The 24,067-nt window shown below is 29.0% G+C and carries 16 protein-coding genes; 3 read left to right on the top strand and 13 right to left on the bottom strand.

Annotation, left to right across the window (positions count from 1 at the left end; all coding sequences use genetic code 11):
- Window positions 1-338: 338 nt before the first annotated feature.
- A complete protein-coding gene (locus ACJDTP_RS13095; RefSeq protein ID WP_041897547.1) occupies window positions 339-707 on the top strand; it encodes a metal-dependent transcriptional regulator in 369 nt (122 codons plus the stop codon).
- Window positions 708-771: 64 nt separating this feature from the next.
- Here ACJDTP_RS13095 and ACJDTP_RS13100 read toward each other — a convergent pair whose 3' ends face one another.
- From ACJDTP_RS13100 to hisS, 3 genes are all read right to left on the bottom strand, one after another.
- Window positions 772-2,250, bottom strand: coding sequence for an Lsa family ABC-F type ribosomal protection protein (locus tag ACJDTP_RS13100; RefSeq protein ID WP_406761450.1), 1,479 nt, complete (start codon window positions 2,248-2,250; stop codon window positions 772-774).
- 1,078 nt (window positions 2,251-3,328) lie between these two features.
- Window positions 3,329-3,484, bottom strand: coding sequence for a zinc-ribbon domain-containing protein (locus ACJDTP_RS13105; RefSeq protein ID WP_008425645.1), 156 nt, complete (start codon window positions 3,482-3,484; stop codon window positions 3,329-3,331).
- A 419-nt stretch (window positions 3,485-3,903) separates the two neighbouring features.
- Window positions 3,904-5,199, bottom strand: coding sequence for a histidine--tRNA ligase (gene hisS / locus ACJDTP_RS13110; RefSeq protein ID WP_406761451.1), 1,296 nt, complete (start codon window positions 5,197-5,199; stop codon window positions 3,904-3,906).
- Window positions 5,200-5,673: 474 nt separating this feature from the next.
- Here hisS and ACJDTP_RS13115 point away from each other — a divergent pair, with 474 nt between their 5' ends.
- On the top strand, window positions 5,674-5,835 hold the full coding sequence (locus ACJDTP_RS13115; RefSeq protein ID WP_168981005.1) for a hypothetical protein: 162 nt from the start codon (window positions 5,674-5,676) through the stop codon (window positions 5,833-5,835).
- 459 nt (window positions 5,836-6,294) lie between these two features.
- Here the strand turns inward: ACJDTP_RS13115 and ACJDTP_RS13120 are convergent.
- From ACJDTP_RS13120 to ACJDTP_RS13155, 8 genes are all read right to left on the bottom strand, one after another.
- Window positions 6,295-7,631, bottom strand: a protein-coding gene (locus tag ACJDTP_RS13120) for an IS3 family transposase (protein ID WP_406761452.1) whose coding sequence is annotated in 2 segments (ribosomal slippage) — window positions 6,295-7,247 and window positions 7,247-7,631 — 1,338 coding nt in all. Because the reading frame shifts where the segments join, the coding sequence is not laid out codon by codon here.
- Window positions 7,632-7,765: 134 nt separating this feature from the next.
- Window positions 7,766-11,407, bottom strand: coding sequence for a methionine synthase (gene metH, locus ACJDTP_RS13125; RefSeq protein ID WP_406761453.1), 3,642 nt, complete (start codon window positions 11,405-11,407; stop codon window positions 7,766-7,768).
- A 391-nt stretch (window positions 11,408-11,798) separates the two neighbouring features.
- Window positions 11,799-13,205: a DUF4179 domain-containing protein gene (locus ACJDTP_RS13130; protein WP_406761454.1), complete on the bottom strand. Its 1,407-nt coding sequence runs from the start codon at window positions 13,203-13,205 to the stop codon at window positions 11,799-11,801.
- Window positions 13,202-13,735, bottom strand: a complete 534-nt coding sequence (locus tag ACJDTP_RS13135; RefSeq protein WP_271811464.1) for an RNA polymerase sigma factor — start codon at window positions 13,733-13,735, stop codon at window positions 13,202-13,204. Before ACJDTP_RS13135 ends, ACJDTP_RS13130 begins: the two co-directional genes overlap by 4 nt.
- A 267-nt stretch (window positions 13,736-14,002) precedes the next feature.
- Complete coding sequence (locus ACJDTP_RS13140) at window positions 14,003-15,847, bottom strand: M56 family metallopeptidase (RefSeq protein ID WP_406761455.1); 1,845 nt, start codon at window positions 15,845-15,847, stop codon at window positions 14,003-14,005.
- Window positions 15,848-15,850: 3 nt separating this feature from the next.
- Window positions 15,851-16,225 carry a CopY/TcrY family copper transport repressor gene (locus tag ACJDTP_RS13145; protein ID WP_009170362.1) on the bottom strand — a complete coding sequence of 125 codons (375 nt, stop codon included), beginning with the start codon at window positions 16,223-16,225 and terminating at the stop codon, window positions 15,851-15,853.
- A 403-nt stretch (window positions 16,226-16,628) separates the two neighbouring features.
- Window positions 16,629-17,594, bottom strand: coding sequence for a tRNA dihydrouridine synthase (locus ACJDTP_RS13150; RefSeq protein ID WP_406761456.1), 966 nt, complete (start codon window positions 17,592-17,594; stop codon window positions 16,629-16,631).
- A gap of 21 nt (window positions 17,595-17,615) precedes the next feature.
- Complete coding sequence (locus ACJDTP_RS13155; RefSeq protein WP_406761457.1) at window positions 17,616-18,371, bottom strand: molecular chaperone DnaJ; 756 nt, start codon at window positions 18,369-18,371, stop codon at window positions 17,616-17,618.
- 245 nt (window positions 18,372-18,616) lie between these two features.
- On the opposite strand from ACJDTP_RS13155, the gene ACJDTP_RS13160 reads away from it, so the two are divergent.
- Window positions 18,617-19,159, top strand: coding sequence for a TetR/AcrR family transcriptional regulator (locus ACJDTP_RS13160; protein ID WP_406761458.1), 543 nt, complete (start codon window positions 18,617-18,619; stop codon window positions 19,157-19,159).
- A 162-nt stretch (window positions 19,160-19,321) separates the two neighbouring features.
- Here the strand turns inward: ACJDTP_RS13160 and ACJDTP_RS13165 are convergent, their stop codons facing one another.
- Both ACJDTP_RS13165 and ACJDTP_RS13170 read right to left on the bottom strand, forming a co-directional pair.
- The gene (locus ACJDTP_RS13165) at window positions 19,322-22,456 is read right to left on the bottom strand and encodes an MMPL family transporter (protein WP_406761459.1); all 3,135 of its coding nucleotides are present in this window, start codon (window positions 22,454-22,456) and stop codon (window positions 19,322-19,324) included.
- Window positions 22,457-22,905: 449 nt separating this feature from the next.
- On the bottom strand, window positions 22,906-23,859 hold the full coding sequence (locus ACJDTP_RS13170) for a flavodoxin family protein (protein ID WP_103699260.1): 954 nt from the start codon (window positions 23,857-23,859) through the stop codon (window positions 22,906-22,908).
- Window positions 23,860-24,067: the final 208 nt, after the last annotated feature.

The raw sequence follows: 24,067 nt of genomic DNA on the forward strand, positions 1-24,067 counted from the left end.
ATCATCACAAAAATTCAAAACAATTACACTACTGGATAATAAAACAGCTTCAGTTAGTCTTAACTAACTAATATCAGTTTAATATATTCTAGTAAGATTGTCCAGTGCATTAATTACTTTTCTCATAAAATTACAGATGATATATATCCTGTGATGCGTATTATATCTTAAGTCCGCTGCCTTTTCTAAAAATACCTGCATATTTTATATTCTCATCACAATGATTTTCATATATGCTATTCTTCCTCTAAATTTGATGTTAAATATGCATTATGATATACTTACTTCATTAAAATTTAAATTTCATTACATAGATTTTATTGAAAGAGGGTCTTTATATGGCTATAAATGAATCAGTCGAAAACTATTTAGAAACAATTTTAATTTTAAGCCAAAAATCACATGCAGTTCGTTCTATTGATGTTGCTACAGAGCTTAATTTTAAAAAATCCAGTGTAAGCGTTGCTATGAAAAATCTTCGCGAAAAAGAATATATATCTATAACAGATGATGGAAATATAGTTCTTACTGACGCGGGTAAAGAAATAGCAAATATGGTCTATGAAAAGCATACTTTTCTTTCTAACTGGTTAAAATCTATTGGTGTAGATGAGAAAATTGCTGTTGAAGATGCATGTAGAATTGAACATGTTATAAGCAATGAGAGTTTTGAGGCTATGAAGAAATATGTAAATAAAAATACTTAAATAATAGATAAGCAAAAAGTGGAGAGCCCTTGCTCCCCACTTTAATAAATTTAAATTGATTTAATTAAAGCTCCACAATCTTTGTTGCAACATTTTTACAAAACTCACTGTCATGCTCTACAAATAATAGTGTTGGTGAATATTCAAGTAACAACTCTTCTATCTGCATACGAGAGATAACATCAATGAAATTAAGGGGTTCATCCCAAATATGCAAGTGAGCTTTTTCACAAAGACTTTTTGCAATCAGTACTTTTTTCTTTTGCCCACCACTAAAGGATGATATATCCTTCTCAAATTGCTCTCTTGAAAAATCTAGCTTTCTCAAAATTGCTTTAAAAAGACTTTCATCAATGCTGTTTTCAAGAGCATAGTTAGTCAAATTTCCCTTAAGATAAGATGTATCCTGTGATACGTATGATATTTTTAGTCCGCTGCCTTTTCTAAAAGTACCTGTATATTTTATATTCTCATCACAAATAAGCTTGATAATACTTGATTTTCCACTTCCGTTTTTACCCTTAAGTGATATTCTTTCACCTTGTTCAATACTAAAGCCTATATCTTTACAAACCATTGTGTCTCCATAAAATATTGACACATTTTCGAGTTCCAAAAGCTTATTTTTATGATAGGCAAGCTGAGAGATTTTCAAGCTGTCCGAACTTTCAATATTTTTTAAAAGCTTAGCTTTTTCTTCAATTGAAGCCTCCCGTCTATTTTCAATTGATTTGGAATGCTTCATCATTTTAGCAGCTTTATGACCAACATATCCTTTATCAATCTTAGAGGCAGAGTTAGTTGTTCCTTTTTTTGATTTTTCCACTTCACTTGACCAACTACTAGTTCGCTTAGCAGATTCTGATAAACGATTAATGTCTCTCCTAAGTTTTTCGTTTTCTGCTAACTCATATCCATCCTGTCTCTTTTTATTTTCCCACCAACTTGAGAAATCACCTTTCTGTATTTCTATATTGGTCTTATTTATTGAGAGAATATGATCAATACAATTGTCTAGAAAGGCCCTATCATGTGAAATTAAAATAAATCCTTTCTTTTTTCTTAAATAATTACTAAGTTTTTTTCTAGCCTCAGCATCCAAATGATTTGTAGGTTCATCAATAAGCAAAAACGAATTTTCCTTCAAAAACATAGCTGCTAACAATGCCTTGGTCTGCTCTCCTTTTGATAGAGTGTAAAATTGTCTGTATAGAACATCGTCGTCTATATCTAGCATCGATAGTTCTTTCGTTATTTCCCAATCCATTGAATTTGGGCTAATTTCCTTTATAATATCTATTGTAAAATTTTCTTGTTCTTCTACCTCATATGGAAAGTATTCAAAATTTACGTTGGTTGATATATTTCCAGTATATTCGTATTTTCCAAGTAAAAGATTAAAAAAAGTAGTCTTTCCTCGTCCATTCCTTCCCGTAAATCCCAATTTCCAATCAGTATCAATCTGGAAACTAACATTTTCAAAAATAGTATCATAATTACCATCATAAGAGAAGGTAAGGTTTGTAACATTTATTAAAGACATGCATTTGTCCTCCTTTGTAATTAGTTTATTATTAATCTAAAATAACAAAGTCGGAAAATTAGGCGACTGCTTCTACTTCATATAAATATAAACGTCGCTTGAAGTATCCGGCTTTATATGAAGATTGTCATGTGTTAGGTTTGTATCTTTATTTTCCATGATACTTTTCACCTCCTTATATCGTAGTTTAGAAAAAAATAAGAGCTGCAAGAAATTATTATCCTTACAGCTCATAAATACACATAGTTTAGCTAATTTATATAGCATAACATAAAAGTATATATTAAGAGAAAATAGAATAACTTTCTTGCATATGTACAACAAAATAAACAGAGTCCACTCATTCACTCCGCTATTATATTGCACTTTAAAAATTAGCAAGAAAATTTAATCATCATTTCACCTCAAATTTCAAATTTAATGATATTGTACCACCATAAATAAAAAAAATCAACTTAAGATATTCCTACGTTGATTTTTTATAAGTTCAAGGATTTCTCAAAAATACAAAGTAAATTTCTTGTTCTATTATCGCTTTAGATTAACCATTTTTTGGAAAGTAGCTTTTTAGGGATTAACCACTCAAGAACCCTCACATTATAAAAACCTCTATAGCAAAAATTCTTTACTATAAACTTTAAAATGTAGCAACTATTTTATCATTTTTCTCACCTGTTTATATATATATATGTTACAATTCACAATTACATCTATAATTCTTGTAATATTTTTAGAATTATGATGAAGAATTATTTTTGCAATATACATATTTTTTAATATTTTCAGACTATAGAACAAAATTGCAGACTACTTTGGATCTGGAGATTTCTTACATATCAACCTCTGATAGGCGAATACATTTTCTTTTTTATTCTCCTCTAAAACATGATCTTCTAAATCAGCCTTTTCCATAATTTATACCTACAAGGGATACAATGCCACTGATTTAATTGTAATTTCCTGCGAAAATTAAACTATTTTTATTATACTTTTCTGAATACGTCTGCCTTCATGGGCACTTCATAAAGAATCAAAAAAGAGTTACAAGAAAATCTTATAACTCCTAAAATAATCAAAACTATCTTCTATTATTTTGTTGCTTTCTAGCTCTTCTACAATCAGGACATCTAACTGGTTCGTTGTCAAATCCTTTTTCTTTGTAGAATTCTTGTTCTCCAGTTGTGAAAACAAATTCATTTCCACAATCTTTACATACTAAAGTTTTATCTTGCATATTCAATTCCTCCTTCTAAAATTAAAGATTAATATCGATTCATATAATTCTCTAAAAGGAGAAATCCATACTATCTATAAAAAACCTTTTTCTTTTTCTTACAAAATTTATTATAACAGCTTTAATTTTAAATAGCAACCTTTTATTTCATTAATTGCTTATTTTTTTATATTTGTAATTTATGAATGGTTAAATTATAAAAAAAGATTGTAAGATAACTCTTAATATAAACATCAAAACTAGCACTTTAAACATTCATAAATCTACTGTAGTATACACTACATTTCACTTAAAGTATAGTGTTTTTATATGGAAACAGTGCGAAAGATTAAATTTATTTATCATTGTCTAAATTCTCTCAATTTGCTTTTTTATTTTTTGAAAGAAGTGTTTCCTATTTTTCATATGCGATGCAAAAGTTACAGTCTCTCAATATCAACAATTTTTTCTTCACCACTAATCATATCTTTTATTTTAACTTGTTTGCTTATTACTTCATCTTCACCTATTAATATCACTTTCTGTATCCCTAATTTATTTGCATAGTTAAGTTTTTTCTTTAATTTATCATCTTCAAGATATATTTCTACATATTTTTCTTTATCAATTAATTTTTTATATATCTCAGTGCAATATTCAAGCGTATCACCAATTGGTATTATTAAATATTCCATTGATTTTTCTATCTTGTAGCTATTAAGAAATCCTATTTCTTTTAATACAAAAAATAATCTCGTAATACCGATGGATATACCTACTCCAGGTAATACTTTATCTGTGTAATTTTGTGCTAAGTTATCATATCTTCCACCTGAACATATAGAGCCATATTTTTCATTCTCCATTAAAAATGTTTCAAATACTGTCCCTGTATAATAATCAAGCCCTCTTATTATTTTTAAGTTAATTGCATATTCATTATCTTCTACACCAAAAAGCTTAAGCATTTTTTTAACTGCTTCAAGTTCTTCCAAACCTTTTTGAAACTCCTCTGAATTGAAATTTAACTTCTTTAGTTGTTCTAATATACTTTCATTACTTCCATCTAAATTTATGATTTTATTAATAACATCTGCCTTTTCCACTCCAATTAATTCATTTAATGATTTCTTAAACTCCTCCTCTCCTATTTTATCGTATTTATCAATTAATATTAGGACTTCAGTTACATTACCAATCTCTAAATTATTTAAAATAGCAGATAATATTTTTCTATTACTTATTTGAAATTTATATTTTTTTAGACCGATAGCCTTAAATCCTTTAGAAACCATACTGATTACAAATGCATCATTATTAATACTAAGCTTGTTATTACCTATGATATCAATGTCACACTGATAAAATTCCCTGTATCTTCCTCTCTGATTTCTTTCACCTCTATATACCTTTCCGATTTGATATCTTTTAAATGGAAATGTTAATTCATTAAAATACTGTGATGAATATCTTGCAAACGGCACTGTCAAATCAAATCTCAAAGATAAATCATTACTTCCCTTATTGAATCTATAAACTTGTTTTTCTGTCTCTCCTGCACTTTTAGCTAATAGTACCTCAGACTTTTCAATGACTGGAGTATCAATTTCCAAAAATCCATTTTCTTCATATAATTTAGTTATTTTTCTTACTATGTCTTTAAATATTTGTTGCTCCTTAGGCAATAATTCCATAAATCCTGGTAATATACTTGGTTGTATTTTATTATTCTTCATAATCTTAATCTCCTTTTAAATATTAATTTTTATATTTTACAAATAAATTGTTTTATATTTTGCTTTAAATGACAAAAAGCCATGCAGGCATATATCCTACATGGCTTAACAAATTATTACTGACATTTAATTTATCATCACCAGCAGATACAAGCCTACGAATTATAGACTTGTATCTGCCGCTTTAACAGACCAAGTCTTACTGGTGATGATGTATGAAGTTTATTTTTTTCATATTAAATGCTTTCATAATACTTTCTCCTAAATTTTAATTTCTATCATTATACAATATGCTAATCTTATTTTCAATAGTAATTTTACCGTTTCCAACTACTTTTTAATACTATAATAATCATTCAAAGTGATAAACTTCCTGTCATAAACTAAAGAAATCAAGACAAAATATATTTGTTAGGTAAATTAAGTTTATCTAAATTTTACTAGTTTATAAAAAGTGAAAGGAGAACATAAATTATGGTTAGAAATGCATACGACGTTAAAGGTCTAAAGATATTAAATTCAGATGATTCAGTACAAAATTCTGTTAGTAGCGTTTACTCTGGCAGTGCTAAAAAGTCTGCTTCTAAAAAAGGCAATATGACAAGTTCTTCAGATTCATCAGATAGTTCAAAGTAAAACTAATTGTATTAAGGTGCAAGCATATATATCCAGCTTTAAAACTAAATTTATGTGGTAACTTACCGAAATCATAAATTGGATACCTATAATTTAAATAAAATTCCAATCCATAAAAATGGCCCATATAAGCTTCATTAAGATAATATATAAACTATCAAATGAAGTTTATATTGGTTATATATATAATGTGAGTTTAATGTGCTTACTGAATAAGATTTTGGTCATATAATAAAACAACTTATAAGATCTCACTTTCAAATTTAGAATAATTGGCAACCATATGATAATATTTACTTCATGTAGAATTTTAAAATAAGTTATACTTATGTACATGCTTGAAAAAGCAGTTTAACATGTCATCTCATGCTGACACACTAAACTGCTGTTATAAAATAAAAATCTATATAGTTTTATTTTTCTAAAATATATCCTTTGTCAAGGACAGTTTAAAAAAGCCTAAGCAACATTAAGAAGATGATTTCTGTATTGAACAGGAGTCATCTTTTTTAAATTCCACTGGCATCTATAATTATTATGATAAATCATATAATCATCAATTTCTTTAACTAATTTTTCGAAAGTCTCACAATCTTTTAAATATGTTTCATCTTTTAAATGCCCAAAGAACGATTCTTGAGGGGAGTTGTCCCAGCAGTTTCCGCGTCTAGACATAGACTGTCCTATCTTATTTTCTTTGAGTTTATTCTGAAAAATTGGGCTTGTATAATGAGCTCCTTGATCTGAATGAATAAACACATCCTTATTAAGCTTAATTTTACTTGATCTTAAAAGTATATCGATTGTATTTGTTACAATGTCTATTTTTAAGCTCTTTGAAACATTGTATGCTAATACTTCGTTTGTTGAAGCATCTAAAATGGTCGATAAATAAGCCTTTTGACCATTCTTAAAAAATAGATATGATATATCAGTTAACAGTACTTTTCCTGGTATACCTTGTTTAAAATTTCTATTTAATAAATTTGGTAAGACCCTATGTTCCTTAGTTGCTTTCATCATTCTTCTATAAGGATTTGCTTTTCTGTGAGGACATACAAGGTTATATTTTTTCATAATTCTTCTAATACGCTTAAGATTATAATTTATACTAAACTCATTTTGTAACGTCATTTTAATTTGCTTAGCACCTTTACTACGTTTTTTAAAGTTATATGCAGCTAGTATATTTGTATAGCTTTCTATATCTTTAGAGTCTTGTCTACTACGTGTAGATATTGACTTTGGTAAAAAATAATTATAATAACCGGAGCGTGAAACGCCTGCTAATTCACACAAGAATTTAATTTTGTTTTTTAGTTTGTATTTTTCTATAGTTTCTTGGATAATTATAAATTTTTCTTTAGCCAACAAGTTTATTTGCTTTTTCTCATCCCCCTTTCTAGCATTTCTAACTTTTTTAAAAGCTCATTTTCAGCTTGCAAAAGCTTAACTTTAGCTTCAAGTTTCTCGTATTTCTGTTGCAGCGATAAATCTTTTTCGGTTGGTCTGCCTGTATTAAATTTTCTGGTATCTTGCAATTGAGCAACTCCATTTCTACGAAATGCGGAGCGCCATCTTTTGCCTGATGAATGAACCCGCTCTATACCTATAATATTTATATCAAAGCCATCTTTCTCAAAAATTTGCCTAGGTAATTCTCCGTTTTGATTTTCGATTATAAATATGCGCTTAAATTCATCAGTGTATGTAATTCCTTTATTACTAACATTTTTCACATATATATTTTTTGATAATAGCATTACTTCTTCATCTGTAAATATCTTTTTGCTCATCCTAATTTTCTCCTAGTATTATTTATTCTATTATACATAAAAGTACCCTATAAGATAGGCTTTTATTAAATCGTCTATCTTATAGGGTATATTTTATTCAATTAAACTGTCTTCTGACTTTTATCAAAAGAATCCTAATCTATAATTGTATACATAAGCTTTTTAAGCTCACCTTTATCTCTGCCATTCCTTTGAGCATAATCATCAAACTGATCATGATTTATTTTATTAATGTCAAAGTATTTAGCATCTTTATTTCCAAAGTAAAGACCACAGGTGCTTGCAGTTGGTGACATCATATAGCTTTCAGTAAGTTTTACATTAAGCTCTCCTTCTTTATCGAGTAAGTTAAATAATTTAACTTTTTCTGAATGATCTCTGAGGGAAGGATAACCAATTGCAGGCCTTATTCCTCTATATTTACCTTTAAATATTTCTTCGATGGATAAATTCTCATCTGGCGAATATGCCCAGTATTCTTTTCTCACTTTTTCATGAACATATTCTGCAAAAGCTTCTGCAAGCCTATCTGCAAGTAAAATAACCATTGTTGCACCATAATCATCGCCAGAGGCTTTAAGCTTATCTGCATATTCTTTTGCACCTATTCCTCCTGTTGTTATGAATGCACCTATATAATCCTTTATCCCAGTATCTTTAGGAGCTATGAAATCAGATAAGCACATATATGTATTATCTTTTTTCTCTTCTTCCTGCCTTAAAAGATTAAAGTTAATCACTTCAGAATCATTATAAACTTCAATATTATCCCCTGCAGAATTAGCTTCGAATAGACCAAAGGCTGCATTTGCTTTTAAAATATTTTCACGCTCCATTTTATCAAGCATTTTTTCAGCATCAGCTAATAATTTCTTAGCCTCTTCACCGTATTTTGCATCTTCAAGGATTTGTGGATATGTCATTCCCATATCCCAAGCAATGAAGAAAAAGCTCCAATCTATATATTTTCTTAATTTCCCTATAGGAAAATCAATAAATTTCTTTATCCCTAACATTTTAGGCTTCTCGATTTGCTCTTTATCCCATTCTTTCTTGAAATTATTTTCCCTTGCATAATCTAAAGTGACAAATTTTCTAGGTACTTTGTTAAATGTTTCTCTTAAAGTTTCATATTCTGATTCTATCTTATTAAGATATTCTGCTTTTTTATCCTTATTTAAAAGAAGTTTAGCAGCTTCAACAGCTTTTGACGCATCAGTTGTATGAATTACTCCACCAGAATACTTAGGTGCAATTTTAATTGCTGTATGAGCCTTTGATGTTGTAGCTCCGCCTACCATTAGTGGAATTTTAAAGCCTTGCTTTTCCATCTCTTCTGCCACATTTGACATTTCTTCTAAGGATGGTGTTATAAGGCCGCTTAAAGCAATAATATCTGCATTTTCTTTCTTAGCTGTTTCTAAAATAACTTCTGTAGGCACCATTACTCCAAGGTCAATAACTTCAAAGTTATTACACGAAAGAACTACTGACACAATATTTTTACCTATATCGTGAACATCACCTTTTACAGTCGCAAAAACTACTTTTCCAGCACTAATGCTTCCACTGCTGCTTTTCTCTTCTTCAAGATATGGCATCAAGACTTCAACAGCTTTTTTCATTACTCTTGCGCTTTTAACAACTTGAGGTAAAAACATCTTACCCTCACCAAAAAGCTTACCTACTTCATTCATTCCATCCATAAGAGGTCCTTCTATTACTTCTAAGGATTTGCTATATTCTAATCTTACCTCTTCTACGTCTTCTTTAATATATTTATCTATACCTTTTACAAGGGCAGTCTTTAATCTCTCTTTGACATCTTCATTTCTCCAAGCTTCCTTATTTTCTTCCGCTTTATTATCCACTTTATTATAGGTTGCTGCAAATTCTAAAAGCTCATCTGCTGCATTTTCACTTTTATTGAAAATAACTGCTTCCACTTTTTCAAGTAAAGCTTTATCAATTTCATCATAAATTTGTATCATTCCAGGGTTTACGATCCCCATATCCATACCATTCTTTATGGCATGATATAAAAATACTGAATGCATAGCTTCTCTTATTACATTATTACCTCTAAATGCAAATGAAAGATTACTTACACCACCGCTTACTTTTGCATAAGGTAAATTTTCTTTTATCCATTTAGTTGCATTAATAAAATCTACTGCATAATTATTATGTTCTTCTATTCCTGTAGCAATTGTTAAAATATTAGGGTCAAATACTATATTTTCTGGAGGGAAATTAACTTCATTTACTAAAATATCATAAGCTCTTTTACAAATACTTATCTTCTTCTCATAAGAATCTGCCTGACCATTTTCATCAAAGGCCATAACTACAACAGCTGCTCCAAAATCTCTTATAATAGACGCCTGTCTCTTAAATTCTTCTTCCCCTACCTTAAGGCTTATTGAATTTACTATTGGCTTTCCTTGAATAGCTTTAAGTCCAGTTACAAGCACCTCAAACTTAGAAGAATCTATCATTACTGGAACCTTTGAAATTTCAGGCTCACTTGCTAAAAGCTTTAAGAATTTATCCATCTCTTCTTTTGCATCTAAGAGAGCATCATCAAAGTTAATATCAACTATTTGTGCTCCATTTTCAACTTGGTCTTTAGCTATAGATAAAGCTTCTTCATAATTCTTTTCTCTAATTAATCTTGCAAATTTTGCTGAACCTGCTACGTTTGTTCTTTCACCAATATTAATAAAGTTATTTTCCTTATTTGCCCTAAGAGCTTCTAAACCACAATAAACTGTTTCAGTTTCAATGTCTGGTATCTTTCTAGGTGGAATATCTTTTATAGCTTCACCTACTGCTTTTATATGATCTGGAGTTGTACCACAGCAACCTCCTACAATGTTAAGGCATCCATCCTCTGCTAAACTTTTTATTAAAGCTGCAGTTTCTTCTGGCTTTTCATCATATTCCCCAAAAGAATTTGGAAGTCCTGCATTAGGGTAAACACTTATGTATCTATTTTGAGTTCTTGAAAGATATTTTACAAATGGTATCAAATCTTTTGCTCCAAATGAACAATTAAGTCCTATTGCAATTATACTTTCATCTACCATAGTATTTGCAAAAGCTTCTAAAGTCTGACCTGAAAGAATTCTTCCACTTTTATCTGCAATAGTACCAGATATTATTACAGGTAAGTCCTTGCCTTTTTCTAAAAATGCAGACTTTGCTCCCATAAGTGCTGCTCTTGCATTTAATGCATCAAAAATTGTTTCTATAAGAATTAAATCTACTCCTCCATCTATAAGTCCTAAAACTTGTTCTTTGTAGGCTTCAACTAGCTCATCAAAACTTATATTTCTATAACCTGGATTTTCAACATCGGGTGATAAAGATGCAGTTTTATTTGTAGGTCCAAGTGATCCTGCTACAAAACGAGGTTTATCTGGATTTTCTGCTGTAAATTTATCTGCAGCAGCTCTAGCAAGCTTTGCACCTTCAAAATTAAGTTCATATATTTTATCTTCCATTTCGTAGTCTTTTTGAGATATACTCGTACTATTAAATGTGTTAGTTTCAATTATATCTGCACCAGACTCCAAATAGGCTTCATGAATTTCTCTTATTATATTAGGATTAGTGAGATTTAAAATATCATTATTTCCCTTTTGATTACAAGAGATGTTTAAATTTCCCCTATAATCTTTTTCCTCTAATTTATAATTCTGAATACAAGTCCCCATAGCCCCATCTAGTACTAGTATTCTTTTTTCTAATAACTCTTTAATTTGTAAATTCATCAAGTTTCCTCCCCAAATTGTTTTATGTATAGTCTAATAGGTTTTTATTAATATCAAAAAATTTATGTAATTCTCTTTTATCCTTAAGTAAGCCCTAAAATACACACTAATAAAAATAAACCTATATTTTCTTATATCAATTTTAAATGATTTACCATAAAGAGTCCAATTATTTTAATATTTTATTAAAATAAAATAGGTATTATCTATGGTAATCCTAAATGCTTTATCTCAAAAAAATGAAGGTGCCTCTTCTATAAGGCTAAGATGCACCTTCAAAAATATAGTTGCAATGCACAATGCGCATTTCGCAATTTACTATTACAGCTAAAATTCTAGCAATATTTTTAGAATTATCATAAAGAATTATTTTTTCAATATATATAATTTACTATTTAATTTTTATTGTGAATTTTTCATCACCATAAACTTCGATAGATTTTGATTTATCTACAGTTTTAACAGAATAGTCTCCATCTTTAATTTCTTTATCACAAGTAATTGTATACTCATCAGTATCTGCATTATAAGTAGTAGCTTCTTTTTGCTCTTCAAAATTATAATTATCACTAAATGAAATTATATTTTCACCAGTTTTATTATCTACTATTTCAACTGGGGCTGCATTGACTCCATATCTTGATTTATAATAAATTTTTGTTTTTCCATCTTCAGTATTCACTTTAGTAATAGTCATATATTCTTTTCCATCACTGGAATATAACTTTGTTTCTCCTTTTAAATTTAGTTTTTCAGTAATATTATTTTCAGTTTCATGGCTATCATTATTTTTATATTTCCATGGTATAAATGTTAGGTAATCAGTATCATCATAAATTTCTTTAAAACCATTACTGAAATACATTATATAATTTCCATCTTTATCTTTATCACCTACTGCTCCTTCTGACTTGTTTTTAATATATCTTCCTTTATTATCAAATACAGCAAAAGATAATCTATTAGCATTTTCTTCATCATCCATACGTGTTCCTTGTATCACTGTATTTAGTGGTGTTGTAATAATTTTGTTTATATGATATCCACTAACTATATTGCTTAAATCTATGTCACACTCCTTTTCATTCACTTTCCCATTAACCTTTTCACTACTTACAGGAATATTAAAGTTCCAAGTTCCTTTAATAGGATTATCTAATCCTATTTCATCTATATCTAGATTTAATACAAATTTATCTGGTATATCTACATATCCACCCAAAAAATGTTCATTTTGAAACTCCTTAGGCATTGAATTACGCTTTGACACATTGTACTCTATAGAACCCGCAAAGGTTTTATTATCATTCATAAGCTTTCCAGTTCCACCTGCACTAAAAGTAGTTTCCTTGCCATTTATTCTTAATTTTGCTCCTGGAAATCTTGGAGTATCTTGTATTTCCTTTTCACTTTCAATAGTATAGAATATTGATAATTGAACTTCATCGTAAACCACTTTATCAATAGTCATCTTTAAGCCGCTACTTTCCTTAGTTATGTTTAAATCCGAAGCATACTCATCATAATTTTCATAAGTTTTGTTGGTAAACATTTTAAATATATTCCCTATAATAGGAATATTGCTTGCATATGTTGGCATAGCCATTCCAAGTAATAGTGTTACCCCTATACAGCTTACCAAAATGCAGCAAGCTTTCTTTATAGTAAATCTTTTCTTATTTATCTTGTTAAGTGTGCTATCAATCTTTTGGTTAATATCATTTGGTACACAGTTAATTTCATCCTTTAGCTTTTTTCTTATTTTATCATCAAATAAATCATCATTTAATTCTATCATATCTCCACCTCACCAATTATTTCTCTAAGTTTTGTTCTTGCCCTTGTGAGTCTAGACCTAACTGTTCCATCTGAAATCTTCAGCAATTTTGCAATATCTTTAGTACTCATATCCTCAAAATAAAATAGTACTGTTGTCACTCTTAACTCTTCGCTTAATGAATTTATTGCCTTTGTCAGATCAATGTTTTCATAACTATCATTATAGATCTCTGTATCGCTATTTTCAGATAAATAAGTAACTTTCTTACCTTTTCTTAATATTTGTGTACATTCATTAATTAAAATTTTAATCAACCAAGTTCTAAAGTACTCATCTTGTTTTAGAGAATTTATCTTTTGAAATGATTTTATTATTGTATTTTGAATGGCATCTTCAATATCTTCTTTATCCTTTAAAATGCCTCTTGCTACTCTGTAAATATTTAATCTATTTTCATCTATAAGAGCTAAAAAAGCTTCTTTATCGCCTTTCTTCGCTTTAGATACTGTTGACTTTTTCCTATAATCAAAAAATGATATCAACTCCATCTTTTTCCTCCTTAATTTATACTACCTAGCTAAGTATTACAATTATTAGATGGGGCAGAAAACAAAAATGTTCCCGTAAATTTTAAAAAACCAATAAATCTTTTTCATAATACTCTATTACTCTTCCGTTCCTGTAACTTTTCCATAAATTCTAATAATATGATACTACATTTTTCCATTGTAAATAGTAAGAAATTTTTACATAAAAAATATCCATTCTATACGAACAACTATTTTTTTATATATTTTTAATATTATTCTGTTTTATTATTTAGCTTGCTTCAAAACATAGTACCAAGGAGTTGCTCCTCTTTCTATATAATCACCATTTTTCCATTCAAAGAACATATACTTTGAACCGTTTATTTCTTTTATTATATATTTAGAAGCAGTTTTATCGCTAGTATTTAAAACTAAGTCTTTTGTCCAAGTTATATTTTTATTCTCTATTTTACCATTTTCATCAAAGATTAAATTATTTAAATATAAATCTCCATTCCATGATTTTTTCTCAGGATTAAAGTTATTTATATCCTCCACAAAGTCAACGCTATCCCATTTTCCAATTACTTCAGGATCATTAATAAAAGGATAGTCAACTTTATCAGATCTTGTTTCAACTTCATTACCAGATATATTAGTATTGAGTGATGGAGTAGAACTAACTTTTTTCAATACGTAGTAGCAAGGTTTCTCTCCTCTAATTGTATAATCCCCGCTCTTCCATTGAAAGAACATATAAGTTGAACCATCAATATCTTTGATTACATAACTACTGTCAGTTTTATCAACATCATTAAGAATGTGATCCTTAGTCCATGTAAATACAGTTCTTGCTACCTTTCCATCCTCTGTAAAATTTAACTCTTTAACAAATAAATCACCTTTAAATTTCTTATCATTTATATTGAAATCTTCTATGTTTTCAACAAAATCTACACTTTGCCACTCACCTATTATATTAGGATCATTAACAAAAGCATAATCAATTTTATCTACATTTACTGCATTACTTGCTCCATTTATATTTGCAGATGCCTTTGCATCAGTAAGTGCAATACCGCTAATTACAAGCAAAGATGCAACTGCCATTGCAGAAAATCTATAGGCCTTTTTATTAAAAACTTTTATCATAACAATTCTCCTTTTTACTTCAGATTTATTATTTACTATGGAAGTTGCCCCAACTAAATTAACTGACTTTGAAAAATATTCTATCAAATTTATTATTGTAAATCCATATTCGGCAACTTCTTCATCTTCCGTATAAGAAAGTGCAAGTGAATCACAGCATATTTCCATATCCTCTTTCATCTTTCTAAGACCATAATGAATAATTGGATTAAACCAATAAATAGTCTTTAAAAAAATTATTATCCAGTTAATAACTATATCTTTACGTTTAAAGTGAGATAATTCATGAAGAAATACATATCTTAATTTATCAACAGATATTATCTTATGAATATCTGTTGGAATTAGAATTATTGGATTAAAGTAACCTAGTAGCGCTGGTGTCTTTACGCTAGAAGTCTCGACTAGCAGTATATCTCTTTTAATTTTCATTTTATTTTGGCAGTATTTTAAAACATCTAAAAATTCGCTGTTATTTTGTATGGACTCTCTGCTTATCTTATTTCTCAGTTTTTTATATGCAAACAGAATATATGAGAGTATAAACACTGTGCCCATAAGCCATATAAAACTCAATATAGTTAAACCTGATAAACTATACCCATTAATTTCGTTATTGCTAAAATCAATGGAATTTATAGTTCCTAGGATAACATCATGATTAGACATAGAACTAGCTTGGCTGCTCCCCTTTTCTAACATACTTCCAAAATGTACTTCCTTATTAGGAATTAATAACAATATATTTTTTCCTAATTTATTTATAAGATTAAACATGCTTAAAGTGCTCTCAGGAAGCTTAAATATGGTTAAACGTAGTATTACTAAAAACCATAATGCATACTGAAACTTTATACCTATTCTCTCTTTGTAAAATTTCCTAAAAACTAAAATTAAACAAATCAATATGCTGCCAGTGATAGATGTTTGAAATATTATTTTAAATAGCTGATCAAGATAATTAAAATACTCGTACATACACTACTTATTCCTCTCGTCTAATATCCTTTTAAGATCATCTATATCTTCTTTGCTTAAATCACTTTCTTTTATAAAACTTACTAGCATATTCTTAATAGCTCCATTATAAACTTTACTTAAAAATGTTTGATTCTCTGCACGTATGCATTCATTTTCATTTACAATTGGATAATATAAGTATTTTCTGCCTTCTTCTTTAAATCCAAGTGCATTTTTGCTAACTAATCTGCTTATTAATGTCTTTATTGTTTTAGGCTTCCAATCTTTTGTATCTTCTAATGCCTCAATAATTTGATTTGATGTACGTGGTGAATCTGTCCAGACAATTTTCATAACTTCCCATTCTGCCTCAGATATCTTAGGTATTTCTCCCATAACTTTCACTCCTCTTTTTTGTATTACAATTGTAATCTATAATTAGAATACAACTGTAATCCTTAATTGTCAATATATGTTTTTGAATAAATTTCAGATTAAATATCAATACTACATACGTATCTATTTTAGAATATCTTTTAATTTTCTGCCCAATTAAATAAGACCTGATTTCAATATTACTATTAAAATCAGGTCTTATTTTTTATTTGTTAAAAAAGAAAGATGCGTAAAAAAATCTACACCTATGAAAAGAGTGCGAAGCACAATGCGGAACTTAACTGAAAAGTGCGCGAAGCACATACGGAACTTAAATAAAAAGAGTGCGAAGTACAATATGAAACCTAAATGAAAAGACTACTAATCCCAATGTAGAATTTAACCACAGTAGCCTGCGACTTTTTTATTGCTTATTATAAAACAATCCAGCTTCTTTTATAATTTCTTGCTCTGTGAATAAACTTTGTACAGCTTCAGTATAATCGCTTAACTTTTGTGCACTTCTTATTTTTTTAGCGTATTCTTTATTATCTGAAAATATGTAAATCATATATCCAAATAGTTCTTTCATTCTATTTATTGCATATATATCTTCCGGAAACACCTCTATATATCTATTTAAAATTTCATCATGGAAATCTTTTAATATATTTTTGTTTATATTAATATCATTTTTTATTATGTTAATCAACCCTGGATTAGCAAGTATGCCTCTTCCTAGCATTACGGTATTTATTTCAGGAAAATCCGCTACTAATTTATTATAATCATTAATTGTGAAAATATCTCCATTGTAGCATATTGGGTTATTGCTTAGAGCTAGTGCATCTCTAAATACATTTAAATTAGGCTTGTTTCCATAAAAGTCTTTTTGTGTTCTAGGATGAATAATTAACTCTTCCAAAGGATATTTATTGTAAATTTTTATTAACTCATAAAATTCTTCGGGATTATCTTTTCCTATTCTAGTTTTTATAGAAATCTTAATATCATCCATCTTGAATATTTTATCTAGAAATGAATCTAGTTCTTCCCTTTTTGCCAAAAATCCCGAGCCCCTATTCTTTGAAACAACAGTCCTTGCAGGGCATCCTAAATTTAAGTTAACTTCGCTATAACCTAATTGTTGTAACTTTCTAGAAGTATTAATAAAGCCTTCTGCATCGTTAGTAAGTATTTGAGGTACTATGTTCATGCCTTTATTATTTTCAGGTAGGACATCTACAAGCTCCTTAGTCTTAAGACTTCTACTTTCATTTGGGACGATAAAAGGTGTAAAGTATTTATCCACGTTTCCAAAAAACTTTTCATAAGAATTTCTATATATATATTCAGTAATTCCCTCCATGGGCGCTAAATAGTATCTCATTTAATAACTCCTTTATGTATCCTAAAAAACAAAGCCTTTTAATACATCATTTATTGTTTGTAAAACTTTTAATAATAACTTTAAGATGTATGGTAAGAAAAATGATGCTAATAATACTGCACCAGCCAAAATTAATATATTATAATTTATCGCTTGTCCCATTTTAACCTGATATAAGTGTATGGCTCCCACAGATATAGATCCAACGATTAATAATTTAGTTGCTATCCATGAAATTATGTTTATAACCTGTAATACTGCTATTATTACTGATAATACAACTATAAATGGGAACGCTAATATCTTAAATGGCAGCATAATCAAGTTAAATGCCTTTTTAGTATCATTTTGCGATTTCTTTTCGGCTGCTCTTTGTTTTCTTCCTTTTTCCTCTTTATCATCGTTTAAGCTATTTTTTCTCTCTTTATTTCTTGAAGTTTCTTTTCTCTTTAGATTATTACTTTTCCCTCCAGAACCCTTTGCTTTACTTCTAGAATTACGCCTACTTTTAGAAGCTTCATCTTCATTACTATAATCTTTTTCTTTTTGTATTTCTTTTGGATTTATAGCTACTGTTAAATTTTCTTTAAACGATTGATTTTCCTCTAAACTGATTAAAGCTTCATAAGCCTCATCAAATATCTTTAAGAATTGATTAAGTCTTTTTTCATTGACCACTTCTTTTTTCATTTTATCTACTTGCATTTCATAGGCTTTTTTTATCTCTTCCTTCGATGCATTCTTTTCTACGCCTAATAATTTATGGTAATCTGTCATTACTTCTCTCCATTTCTTTAAATTAGGATAATCCTATTTTAATTTTAACCTTAGTACTCCTTAAAGTATTATACTTAAAATTATAATCAATTTAAAGCACTGACTTTATACAATTCTATTACAATTATCTATTTCAATTAGGATTTATTAATACTTTTTGCAATTATAGCCAAACTACTTAATATATGATGAGTAACTTACTTAATATTAGCTAATCATAACTGCTTACTTGGAGGTCTTTTATTATGGAGCAAAATAAAGTGGATAGACGTATACGAAAGACTAAGAAAGTTTTAATAGAAGCCTTAACAAAACTTATGTCTGAAAAAAAAATAAATAAGATTACTGTTAAAGAACTTACTGCCCTGGCTGATGTTAACAGATCAACTTTCTATCTTTATTACAATGATATATATGATATGTTAGAAAAAATTGAGACAGGATTATTCAATGATTTTATTGAGGCTTATGACAAATTTTCAGAAGAAACAGCCTCCTATGATAATTTATTATCATTTTTAACTTATTTACTTGAATTCATAAAAACCAATGCAGATATGTTTAAAATATTACTTGGACATGATGGAGATTATGCTTTTATAGAAAAATTTAAGAACTTTATAAAATATGCTAATTTACCAGTAAACAGTTCATTTTCTAAGACAAAAGCCTATTATTACATCCCTTATACAATCTCAGGGTTTATTGGAGTTGTGCAACAGTGGCTTAATGATGATATGAATGTTCCACCTAAAGATTTAGCTGCTATTATAATAGAAATGTTCTAACTTAATATTATCTTTAGAATCTCTCTATTCCAACCCTCTAAGTATACCTATATCATCTATATCTATATCTATATCTATATCTATATCTATATAGTATATACTTGTTGTAATGCAAAAAATAAAGGTGCCACAATTTTTTCGGCACCTTTATTTTGATTAAATCTACATTTCTTCTATATAATTATTATTTTTCATTGCTTGTGCAATTTCTTTCATTTTAGTATTCGATTTTTTTGAAATATCTTCTGATAGTGACATAAGCGCTGGTATTGCTATTGGAAGTAAAACAAAAGCTAATAAGAACAATCCTATGACAACAGCTATTGCAAGTTCCATTAATATAACAATATTCGAAGGATATAAAGTAGCGAAAGTTCCAGCTAGAATAATAGCTGCTGACATTACTACTCCACCTATTTTTCTTGATGCTAAAACTATAGCTTCTTTTGCAGAAATATTTGGATATTCCTTAAAGCGCATCATCAAGAATATACTATAATCAACACCAAGTGCAGCTATCATTATAAATGAGAAGAAAGGAACATTCCAAGACAACCCTTCTGCTGCACTACTAAATAACATTTTTGATATAAAGGCTGTTGATGATAAAGCTGCATAATAAGCCACTCCAAGTGAACCTACTATATAAACTGGAATCCAAAATGATCTTATTACGATAACTAGTAATATAAATATAGCTCCTAATACTATTATTTGAGTAAAAGTTATATCATGTGTTGCAACATTACTTAAATCATTAGAATTAGCTGTTGCCCCTGCAACCCCATATTTTACATTAGCAAGCTTTGTACCACTGAGGTTATTTTGAACTACAGTACTTATATTATCTATAAGATTAATTGAAGAATCAGAATATGGCTCTGAATCTAAAGTTATAGTTAACTTCGCTATTTTTCTATCTTTAGACATATATGCATCAAACATTTTACTTATATCTGAATTATTAAAAGCTTCATCTGGTATATAAAAACTTTTTGTATTAGTAAGCTGATTTAAAAAATCGTTACTCTTATCAATTCCATTTGATATACTCGACAATCCATTACTGCTTCCGTTTAATCCATCCTTTAGTTTTGTCATTCCTCCACTAAGATTATTTAATCCATTGTATAATGAATCTTGTCCTGTTTTAATTTTATCAGCACCATTTCTTAGTTGTGACATACTTGAAATAACTTGTTCTTGTCCAGCACTACCTTGTTTTAATCCATTAGAAAGTGCTTTAGCACCATTTTCAAGTTCACTAATACCTTTTGCAAACTCTGAATCTGAACTTGTACTAGCAATAACTGTTTTTAAACCATCATTGACCTGATTTAAGCCTGAAGTAAGTTTATCGTAGTTATTGTTAGCAGTATTCATAGCTGAAGTAATACTATCTAATGAAGAACCTAATTTATTAATCATCTCTTTAAGTGCTGCTACATCTGGATCATTTGGTAATTTCGCATCAACTTTTGAGATGCTTCCCTGCATCATCGATGAAATCTGCTTTAATTGACTTATAGATGTCTCTAATGATTTATATCCATCTCCAAGTGTGCTATATCCATTATTTATTTCTGTGATTTTGCTTGAAATATTACTAAGTCCACCATTTATTTGAGCTAAGCCAGATTTAAGCTGCCCTATACCTGATGCTAGATTATCTGCACCATTTGCTCCTTGTGCAATTCCATCATTGATTTTTACCAATCCATTAGTTATTGCATCCATTCCACCTTCAAGATTACCAGTACCTTCAGATAGATTTTTAACGGATGAAAAATCTGGAGCTGATAGGCTATTATCCATCTTGTTTAATCCATCCTTAACCTTTCCAATTCCATCATTTGCACTAGATAATCCATTCACTACAGTATCTGTCTGCTTATTTGTATAAAAATTATCTATTATAGTTCCCATAGGCTGAGTTGGTCCTGATACTTCTTTTATTCCCTTTACTCCTTTAAGCTTTTCAGTAAGATTATCTATAACCGCTAAATCTTCATTATTATCTAAAGGCTCATCACTTTCTAAAACAACAGTAGTCTGCATAACCTTTCCTGCACTAAACTTGTCTGTAATAATATTAAAGCCTTTTACCGATTCATTTGAATCACTTAAATCTTTAATATTATCAAAGGATAATTTATTTGCATTAAATGTTATTACAGGAGTGAGTATTGCTGCAACAACTAACAAAGAAACTACTGGATGCTTTACTGACATTGAAGTTATTCTTCCCCATAAACCACTTTCTTTATGACCACTTGCTTGTTTAGAAGGCCAAAACAACTTACGTCCTAATAATTTCATAGCTATAGGAGTAAAAGTAAACATTTCTATTAAAAGAATAGCTATGCCTATAGCAACAGCATTAGCTGATCTATATATAGAAAATTGTACAAAAGTTAAACTTGCAAAAGCCATTAAAACTGTTAAGCCGCTATATAATATCGTCTTACCTGAAGTTTTATAGCTGTTTATAATAGCTTCATCTATAGTTAGCCCATTAGATAACTCTTCTTTAAATCTATTAAGTAAGAGTATATGATAATCTGTTCCAATTCCAAAAAGTACTAAACATATGAACATTTGAGTAAAACTTGTAATAGGAAAATTAAATTTATTAACTAGCACACCTATAATCCCCATTGATGATACATAGGATAACCCTACTGCTAGAAGCGTTACTAAAGGTGTAACAACTGAACGGAACATAAGCACTAGCACAACTAATATAAATCCTACAGTTATTAAAGCACTTTTATCAACACTCTTTCCGACTTCATTTTGATAATCATTATTTATGGCAAGCGAGCCTGTGATATAATGATTTACCTTAACATCTTTGATTTCATTATTAAAATCTTTTATTACAGCATTACTATCTCTTTCACCTTTATCAAAGGAAATTGATACGAGTACAGTTGTATTATCTTTTGATATCATTTGATCTTTTGCTTCAGGCTTACTGAATGGATCTATAATATCATTTATCTGCAATTTTTCTTTATTTTCATTTAATTTATCTATACCTTGTTCAATATCATTCATATCACCATCTGATAGTTCCTTATCGCTGTTAAATACTAATAGCAATGAATCTCCCTTAGAATCACCCATTTTATTTATCATTTCTTGAGCAACTACAGATGGTGAGTTTTCGCTTATGGTCGCTCCACCCTTTTGACTTAGTACCGCATTAAAATTTGGTTGATTAATTACGAATACTATTGTAGCTATAATCCATATAAGCAATATACTAAAACGATGCTTTAATATTTTTCTCATAAATTCATCCTCCGTTAATAGTCATTGTTTTGTCGACATGTGTTTATTATATTTTGATGGATTCCTCATTTCAATCATCAATATTATAAAAGCTTGTTGGATATAAGACACATTAATAAAAACTGTCGAATAACTTATGAAGGACTATGTATAATAATTTAAGTAATTTATGAAAAGAATAGAATCAATAATATTGAATATCCTGTTTAGGAAAATTTATATGATAAATTTCTACTTAAAACCTAATATATTTTTTTCAAAAATGTGACTATATTTTCTCTTAATCAGCATTCTTTATAATTTATGTAAGCAGACCACACTATACTCGTACTTGACTTTAATTCAGCTTTCTACGAAATAAAAAAATGAACAACGCCATTAAATGACATCATTCATTTTCTAATACTATAACCTTTTTAAAATATATATCTCTAGTAATACGGCATTAATTATTTATTAATTTCAATTGTAGGAAATTTTAATTCCTTATATTTTGCAAATTTTTCTTTAACAACTGCCAAATTCTCGTCTGTATAGAAACCGCCCTGTGTATGCATAATTTCCTTTACATGATGTCCTCTACCTTCAACAGATGTACGATCACGAATTAATCCATCTTCTTGGATAACAAATTTCCATTTTCCTTCTTCTGTCTTCTCTAAGTTTCCACCAGCACCGCAAACTTGACATTCAACTGGATAATGTAGCCCGTCCCATTGCACTTCTCCAAGAATTAATGCATTTGAATGGCAATGTGGGCACCATCCCATACCTTCATCTCCAAGCCAAGTTCTTTCTTCTACTGGAGTATTTAATGATTTCATTATATTTTCACCCATTTTATGAGCACGTTCTATCATATCATCGTGTAATAAGCATTGTTTTGGTGCCGGAACTCTTGTTGCTAAATACATATCAACTACTTTAAAATCATTTGTAAAACATGTAGCCTGCATGCTTTCAAGTGCCATTGACTGCCAAGAACGAGTAGATCCCCCAACTGCAATTAAACCTGCAACTCTATCCTTATGTTCAATTGCGCCAATAAATTCTAAGAATGCTGATTCATATGCTAGATTTCTATGCATAAATTTTGAAAATGTTGCTGTTGGCATTAAGTCATATGTTGGTGCAGTTGCAATTATAGCATCTACATTTAGCATCACTTTCATAATTTCTTCCTTATCATCTTTTTTACTTAACGTACATCCAACATTTTTTCCATTACTCATTCCATGTGTACAAGCTGTACATCCTGAACATTCCATAATATTATAATCTCTTAAATTAATCATTTTAACATCTGCACCTTGTTCCTGACATGCAAGTAATGCTTCCTTTAATAAGATTTCTGAATTTGAATCTTTTCTTCCTGCTGTAATACCTAATACTGTAAAACTCATTAATACTTCTCCTTTAATAGCTCAATATTTTGTTAAAATTAGTTTATACTTTTGCATTTTCTAATTATAATTTAATAAGATAATTAGTTTTGAATTGCAAAAACAAACGATTTATCATAATTTTAGCATTATAGAAAATGTCATTCATCAAAAATAAGTCTTAAAATAATGCTCTTAAGTTTATAATGTTTAGACATTTTTTCAATTT

The sequence above is a fragment of the Candidatus Clostridium helianthi genome (assembly GCF_045310795.1).
Taxonomy (GTDB): domain Bacteria; phylum Bacillota; class Clostridia; order Clostridiales; family Clostridiaceae; genus Clostridium; species Clostridium helianthi.